The sequence below is a fragment of the Streptomyces kurssanovii genome (genome assembly GCF_040677245.1).
GTDB lineage: Bacteria > Actinomycetota > Actinomycetes > Streptomycetales > Streptomycetaceae > Streptomyces > Streptomyces kurssanovii.
The window spans coordinates 25,657-32,128 of sequence record NZ_JBFAQK010000077.1; the positions used below are offsets into that span (position 1 = coordinate 25,657).

Genomic DNA, 6,472 nt, shown 5'->3' on the forward strand with positions numbered 1-6,472 from the left:
CCCAGGGGTGGGAAGAAACAGCGTGCGTGGGGAGGGGACCCGGGAGCACGTGGCGGAACCCGGCGATCTCGGCTGGGACGAAGGGCTGTACGGCGAGGGGACCCGTGTCCCCGGCAGCCGTACGGCCCTCGACGACGAACGGAGCCCGGACGCCGCGCAGGCGGAGAACGGCAGCGGCGGCGGGCACCGGCGCGGCGGGCCCCGGCGTCGCGCGAAACGCGGCAAACGCCGGATACTGCGCGGCGTCGCGATCACGGTCTCGGTGCTCGTGCTCGGCACGGCGGGGGCCGGATATATGTACTACGAGCACCTGAACAGCAACATCCGTAAGGGGGAACGCAGTTCGGCCGACTCTGACGTGAGGAAGAGCGCCCCGAACGCCGCCGGCCAGACCCCGCTGAACGTCCTTCTCATCGGCTCCGACAGCAGGAACACCGCGGCCAACCTCAAGCTCGGCGGCTCCAAGAAGAGTGTGGGTGCCAAGCCGCTCGCGGACGTGCAGATGCTGTTGCACGTGTCCGCCGACCGCAAGAACGCCTCGGTCGTCTCCATCCCGCGCGACACCAAGGTCGACATCCCGAAGTGCACCGATCCCAAGACCGGGGACGAATTCCCGGCGACGCGTGACCTCATCAACGCCACGCTGGGCCGCGGCGGTCCCGGCTGCACCCTCGCCACCTGGCAGGAGCTCACCGGCGTCTACATCGACCACTGGATGATGGTCGACTTCGCGGGCGTGGTCGCGATGGCCGACGCGATCGGCGGCGCCGAGGTCTGCGTGAAGCACGGTGTGTACGACGGCCCCAAACCGAACGTGCCCGGCGGCTCCGGTCTGCGGCTCGAGGCGGGCACCTGGCCGATCAAGGGCGAGCAGGCGCTCCAGTGGCTGCGTACCCGCCACGCCTTCGAGAGCGACTTCGGACGCTCCAAGGCGCAGCACATGTACATGAATTCGGTGATCCGCAATCTCAAGGACCAGAACGCCTTCACCGACACCGGCCGGCTCATGGACCTCGCGGAGACCGCGACCAAGTCGCTCCAGGTCTCCGAGGAGATCGGCACGGTCAAGAAGCTGTTCGACCTCGGGATGACCCTCAAGGACGTGCCCACCAGCCGGATCGCGATGCTCACCATGCCGCGCATACCGGACCCGGACAACCCGAAGGCGCATGTGCTGCCCGCGCCCGGTGAGGCGGACCGTCTGTGGCAGATGCTGCGCGAGGACGCTCCGGTGGACGGCAAGGCGCCGACGTCGAAGCCCAAGCCCTCCGCCGCGCCGAAGGATCCGGCCGCCGACCCCGCCGAGATCGGGATCATGGTCCGCAACGGCACCGGCGTGAACCAGGACCCCACTCCCCGCAGAGCGGCCGCGGTGGCCGGACTGCTCACCGGCCAGGGCTTCACGGGCGCCAAGGCGGACGGGACCCCGGAGGCGGAGAGCCGCACACAGGTCCTGTTCCCGAGCGTCGACCTGGGCGGCGACGCGCACGCCGTCGCCACGGCCCTCGGCATCCCGGCGAGCGCGGTGCGCAAGTCGTCCGAGGTGTCCGGCGTGACGCTGATCGTCGGCGCGGACTGGCGGACCGGGGACACGTTCCCGAAGCCGGAGCCGGCCGCGGGCCCGCCGAAGAACACGGAGACGGTCATGGGCGACGACAAGGGCGCCTGCATGGACATCTACGCGCCGTACCGGATCTGACCCGGCACACCGGCCGTCCTCGCACGACAGCGCCGGTCCGCCCCTCCACGGGGCGGACCGGCGCTGTCGTCTTGCTTGTGGGCCGTGCTCAGGCAGCGGCCCTGACGGAGGGCCGCCGGCTCGCGATGACCTTCTTCGCCAGCGAGCGGGGGCTCGTCAGGAAGCCGTAGCCCCAGCACAGGTGCATCGTGGCCAGCGCCACCGGGATCTGGATCCGGGCCTTGAGGGAAAGGCCCTTGCCGGCGGGGACGGAGCCCGCGGTGATGGCCGCCAGGTAGCCGGCAGGGACGGCGAACGCCCACGGCGTCAGCGTGGCACCCGCCACGATGCCCGCGGCGATCGCGCAGAGCGCCGTCGGCGGCGCCAGGTAGCGCAGGTTGATCGAGCCCTGGTGGTAGCGGGCCACGACATGGCGCCAACGCCCGTAGTCCTTGTACTGCTTGGCGAGCGCCCGCACGGACGGCCGGGGACGGTACTGGACCCGCAGCTCCGGGGAGAACCAGATCAGGCCGCCCGCCTCGCGGATGCGGAAGTTCAGCTCCCAGTCCTGGGCGCGGATGAACTCCTCGTTGTAGCCGCCCTGCTGCTCCAGCGCCTCGCGCCGGAAGACACCCAGGTACACCGTCTCGGCGGGGCCCGCCTTGCCGCCCGTGTGGAACGCGGCGTTGCCGACGCCCACCTTCGAGGTCATCGCGGCGGCGACGGCGTCCTCCCAGGCGTTCTCACCCTCCGCGTGCATGATGCCGCCGACGTTCTGCGCGCCGGTCTCCGCCAGCAGGCGGACCGCGGTCGCGATGTAGTTCGGGGACAGCATGCCGTGGCCGTCGACGCGCACCACGACGGGGTGGCGGGACGCCTTGATGGCGGCGTTCAGCGCGGCCGGGGTGCGGCCCGTCGGATTCGGCACGGTGCGGACCCTCGGGTCCTCCCGTACGAGCTCGGCGGCGATCTCGTCGGTGCGGTCCGTGGACGGCCCGAGCGCGATCACCACCTCCATCTCTCCGTCGTACTCCTGCTCGAGGATGTGGCGGACGGAGTTGCGCAGATGCCGCTCCTCGTTGAGGACCGGCATGATCACGGAGACAGCGGGCGTGGCGTTCATCGCCCGCCACGTTACCGCGAACGGGGGACTCCCAGGCGCGGCGGCCGGTGTCGCAGATCGTATGGGCCTACGGTGCGGGGAATCCCCTGTCGTCCGCGGAGGTGTCCTCTTGCCCCCACCGCCCCGCCCGCGTCCCCGCCCCCGTCCGGCCCCGCAGCGAGGCGCCGCGGGGCGGCCCGCCGCGCGACAGCCGGCGCGGCCGGCAGGGCGGGGCGGGCACCCCGCACGGCGGACGGGCGGCGGATCGCCGCCGGTGCGCCGGGACGGGCGCGCGGCACGGCCGCGCTGGGGCATGCGGATCGTCACATCGCTCTCGGTGCTGGTCCTGGGCGTGGGCGGCATCGGGCACGCCCTGGTCACCGGGCTCGACACGGAGATCGACCGGGTCGACCCGTTCCGTGACATGAAGAACCGGCCCGAGGGCGGCCGGGGCACGAACATCCTCGTCGTCGGCACCGACGGCCGGGACAAGATCACGCCGGAGGAGAAGAAGAAGTACCGGCTCGGCGGGGCGCCCTGCAACTGCACCGACACGATCATGCTGGTGCACATCGCCGAGGACCGTGATCGCGCCAGTGTGGTCAGCCTGCCCAGGGACAGTTACGCGGAGATCCCCGAGCACACCGACAGCACCACGGGCAAGCATCACAAGCCGCATCCGGTGAAGCTCAACGCGGCCTACGCCGAGGGCGGCCCCGGCCTGACCGTGCGCACGGTCGAGCACATGACCAAGGTCAAGATCGACCACTATCTCGAGGTCGACTTCACCAGCTTCATGAAGACGGTGGACGTGGTGGGCGGGGTGGAGGTCTGCACCGCCCGGCCGATGAAGGACACCTACACCGGTCTCGATCTGCCGGTCGGCACCCACAAGCTGAGCGGCGGGCAGGCGCTGCAGTACGTGCGCTCCCGCCATATCGACGGCGCCGCCGACCTGGGGCGGATGCAACGCCAGCAGCGTTTCCTGGCAGCGCTCGTCGACCGGGCGACCAGCGGCGGTGTGCTGCTCAACCCGGTGAAGTTCCGGAAGGTCACCTCGACGATGCTCGGCTCGGTCCGCGCCGACCGGCAGTTCGGCACCCGGCAGATGCTCGCCCTCGGCCGGGCGATGCGGGGCTTCACGCCGTCCTCCTCGGAGTTCACCTCCGTGCCCGTCGGCGATGTCGGCTTCCCGGTCAAGGGCATCGGGTCCACCGTGAAGTGGGACGACGCGCGGGCGCAGCGGCTGTTCGGGCTGCTGCGGGAGGACAGGCCGCTCGCACCGCACCGCCCGAAGCGTGCCAAGGCCACCGTCGTCGACGTCGACCCGAAGCAGATCAAGGTCCAGGTCTACAACGGGACCCACCTCGCCGGCCTCGGCGAGAAGGTCGACAAGGCCCTGAACGGCCTCGGCTTCGACACCACACGCGCCCCGCTCAACGGCGGCGGCGGTGAGGTCGGGCGCACCTATGTGACGTACGACCCGCGGTGGGACCGCTCGGCGAAGTCGCTCCAGGCCGCGCTGCCCGGTGCCGAGCTGCGTCCGGTGAAGGGACAGGGCCCCACGATGAAGGTGACGGCGGGGACCGACTTCAAGGGCGTCACCCCCGTCCAGACGCAGGAGCCCCACCGCGGTGAGTTCGGCGCGGTGACGGGCGACCAGGTCGTCTGCCCGTAGACCCTCGCCGGGCGGCCGGGCTCAGTCCTCCATGCCCTCCGCGGCGCGCTTCTCGCGCAGCTCCCGGATCGCCCGGCGCCTGGCCAGCCGGTGCGTGCGCCGGATCTGCGCCTCCTGGTAGCGGCGCTGGTCCCGCTCCGTCTCCGGGACGACCGGCGGCACCGGGCGCGGCTTGCCGTCCGCGTCCACCGCGGCGAAGACGAGGTAGGCGCTGCCGACCTGGGTGGCGGGCGTCGACTCGTTCCAGCGCTCGGCCAGGACCCGTACGCCGACCTCCATGGAGGACCGGCCGGTCCAGTTGACCTGTGCCTTCACATGGACCAGGTCGCCCACCCTGACCGGCTCCAGGAACACCATCTCGTCCATGGAGGCGGTGACCGCGGGTCCGCCGGAGTGCCGGCCCGCGACGGCTCCGGCCGCGTCGTCCACCAGCTTCATGATCACGCCGCCGTGCACGGTGCCGAGGAGATTCGTGTCACTGCCGGTCATGATGTGGCTGAGCGTGGTGCGGGACGCCGAAGTGGGCTTGCCCGGAATTTCATCCTCCGGGCGCTGGGCCTGATCTGTCATGCCGTCCACCATATGCCGGGGCCGGAATGCATCAGGTTCGCTACAGCCCTGGTGCGATTCCTCACCCACCCTGTCTGGGCGGCCACCCCGCCCTGCACACTGTTCCGCATGAATGACTGGCCCGATGGATGGACCGACAACGGCGGCAACGGCAACGCACGCGGCTACGGGCGCGGCAGCGCCGGGGACCGGCCCGAGGGCGCGCGCGTCATGCGCCATGTCCAGCGACCGGCCGCCCCGCAGCACGGCGGGGTCCCCCCTCAGCAGCCCCGCGGTTACGACCAGGGCTACGCCGAGCCGGGGTACGACAGCGGCTACAACACGGGCCAGGTCTACCGCGGCGCGGGCGGCGGCGGTGTGCCCCCTCAGGGCAGACCCTCCCGGCAGCCCGGCCCGGCGCCCGACTGGCGGCGCCGGCTGAAGATCGGCTCGATCGTGGTGCTGGTCGCCGTGCTGGGCACCACCATCGGCACGTACTTCTGGGCGGACTCCAAGGTGCGGCGCGAGGTCGACCTCGCCAAGGTGATCGAGCGGCCCGCGGAGGGCGACTGCACCACCTATCTGATCGTCGGCTCCGACAGCCGTGAGGGCATGACGGCCGAGGAGAAGAAGAAGCTCCACACCGGTGACGCCGCGGGCAAGCGCACCGACTCGATGATGATCCTCGCGGCCTGCGGCAGCGGGAACACGATGGTGTCCCTGCCGCGTGACTCGGACGTCGAGATACCGTCCTTCATCGGCTCCGAGTCGGGCAAGAAGTTCCCCAACCAGGGCCGGCGCACCAAGCTGAACGCCGCCTACGCGGAGGACGGGCCCGAGTTGCTGGTCCGCACCGTCGAGCACAACACCGGCCTGCGCATCGACCATTACGCGGAGATCGGCTTCGCCGGCTTCGCCAACATCGTGGACGCGCTCGGCGGTGTCGAGATGAACATCGAGAAGGGCTTCAAGGACAAGAAGTCCGGCGCCGACTTCGAGGCGGGCAAGCAGACCCTCGACGGCGAGCAGGCCCTCGCCTTCGTCCGCACCCGCTACGCCTTCGCGGAGTCGGACCTCGCGCGCACCAAGAACCAGCAGAAGTTCCTCTCCGCGCTGGCGAGCCAGGCGGCGACCCCCGGCACGATCCTCAACCCGTTCAAGCTGTACCCGACCCTGGGCGCCGGCCTCGACACGCTCATCGTCGACAAGGAGATGTCCCTGTTCGACCTGGGCGAGATGTTCTTCGCGATGAAGGGCATCAGCGGCGGCGACGGTACGTCGATGAACATGCCGACGTCGGGAAGCCGGGGCGGCAACCTCGTCTGGGACAAGGCGAAGGTGCAGCAGCTGGTGAAGCAGATCCAGAACGACGCCACGGACAGCACCACGCCGACCTGGACGGCGGGCAGGCCCACCACGGTGACGAAGTACAGCGTCGAGGCGGCGAGGAACATGCCGGAGCCGA

The 6,472-nt window shown here is 70.9% G+C and carries 5 protein-coding genes; 3 read left to right on the forward strand and 2 right to left on the reverse strand.

The window, feature by feature from the left end; all coding sequences use genetic code 11:
• The first annotated feature begins 49 nt into the window (after positions 1-49).
• Positions 50-1,699: an LCP family protein gene (locus AB0K36_RS31985; protein WP_364600897.1), complete on the forward strand. Its 1,650-nt coding sequence runs from the start codon at positions 50-52 to the stop codon at positions 1,697-1,699.
• A gap of 88 nt (positions 1,700-1,787) precedes the next feature.
• On the opposite strand, the gene AB0K36_RS31990 is transcribed toward AB0K36_RS31985, so the two are convergent.
• On the reverse strand, positions 1,788-2,801 hold the full coding sequence (locus tag AB0K36_RS31990) for a glycosyltransferase family 2 protein (RefSeq protein ID WP_364600899.1): 1,014 nt from the start codon (positions 2,799-2,801) through the stop codon (positions 1,788-1,790).
• Positions 2,802-2,910: 109 nt separating this feature from the next.
• Here AB0K36_RS31990 and AB0K36_RS31995 point away from each other — a divergent pair, with 109 nt between their 5' ends.
• Positions 2,911-4,458 carry an LCP family protein gene (locus tag AB0K36_RS31995; protein WP_435877981.1) on the forward strand — a complete coding sequence of 516 codons (1,548 nt, stop codon included), beginning with the start codon at positions 2,911-2,913 and terminating at the stop codon, positions 4,456-4,458.
• Between the two features lie 21 nt (positions 4,459-4,479).
• Here AB0K36_RS31995 and AB0K36_RS32000 read toward each other — a convergent pair whose 3' ends face one another.
• Entirely contained in the window at positions 4,480-5,028 is a 549-nt protein-coding gene (locus AB0K36_RS32000) for an acyl-CoA thioesterase (RefSeq protein ID WP_159691403.1), read from the reverse strand.
• Positions 5,029-5,136: 108 nt separating this feature from the next.
• Here AB0K36_RS32000 and AB0K36_RS32005 point away from each other — a divergent pair.
• Positions 5,137-6,472 (forward strand): LCP family protein (locus AB0K36_RS32005; protein ID WP_364600903.1); only part of this gene is annotated, 1,336 nt, incomplete at its 3' end.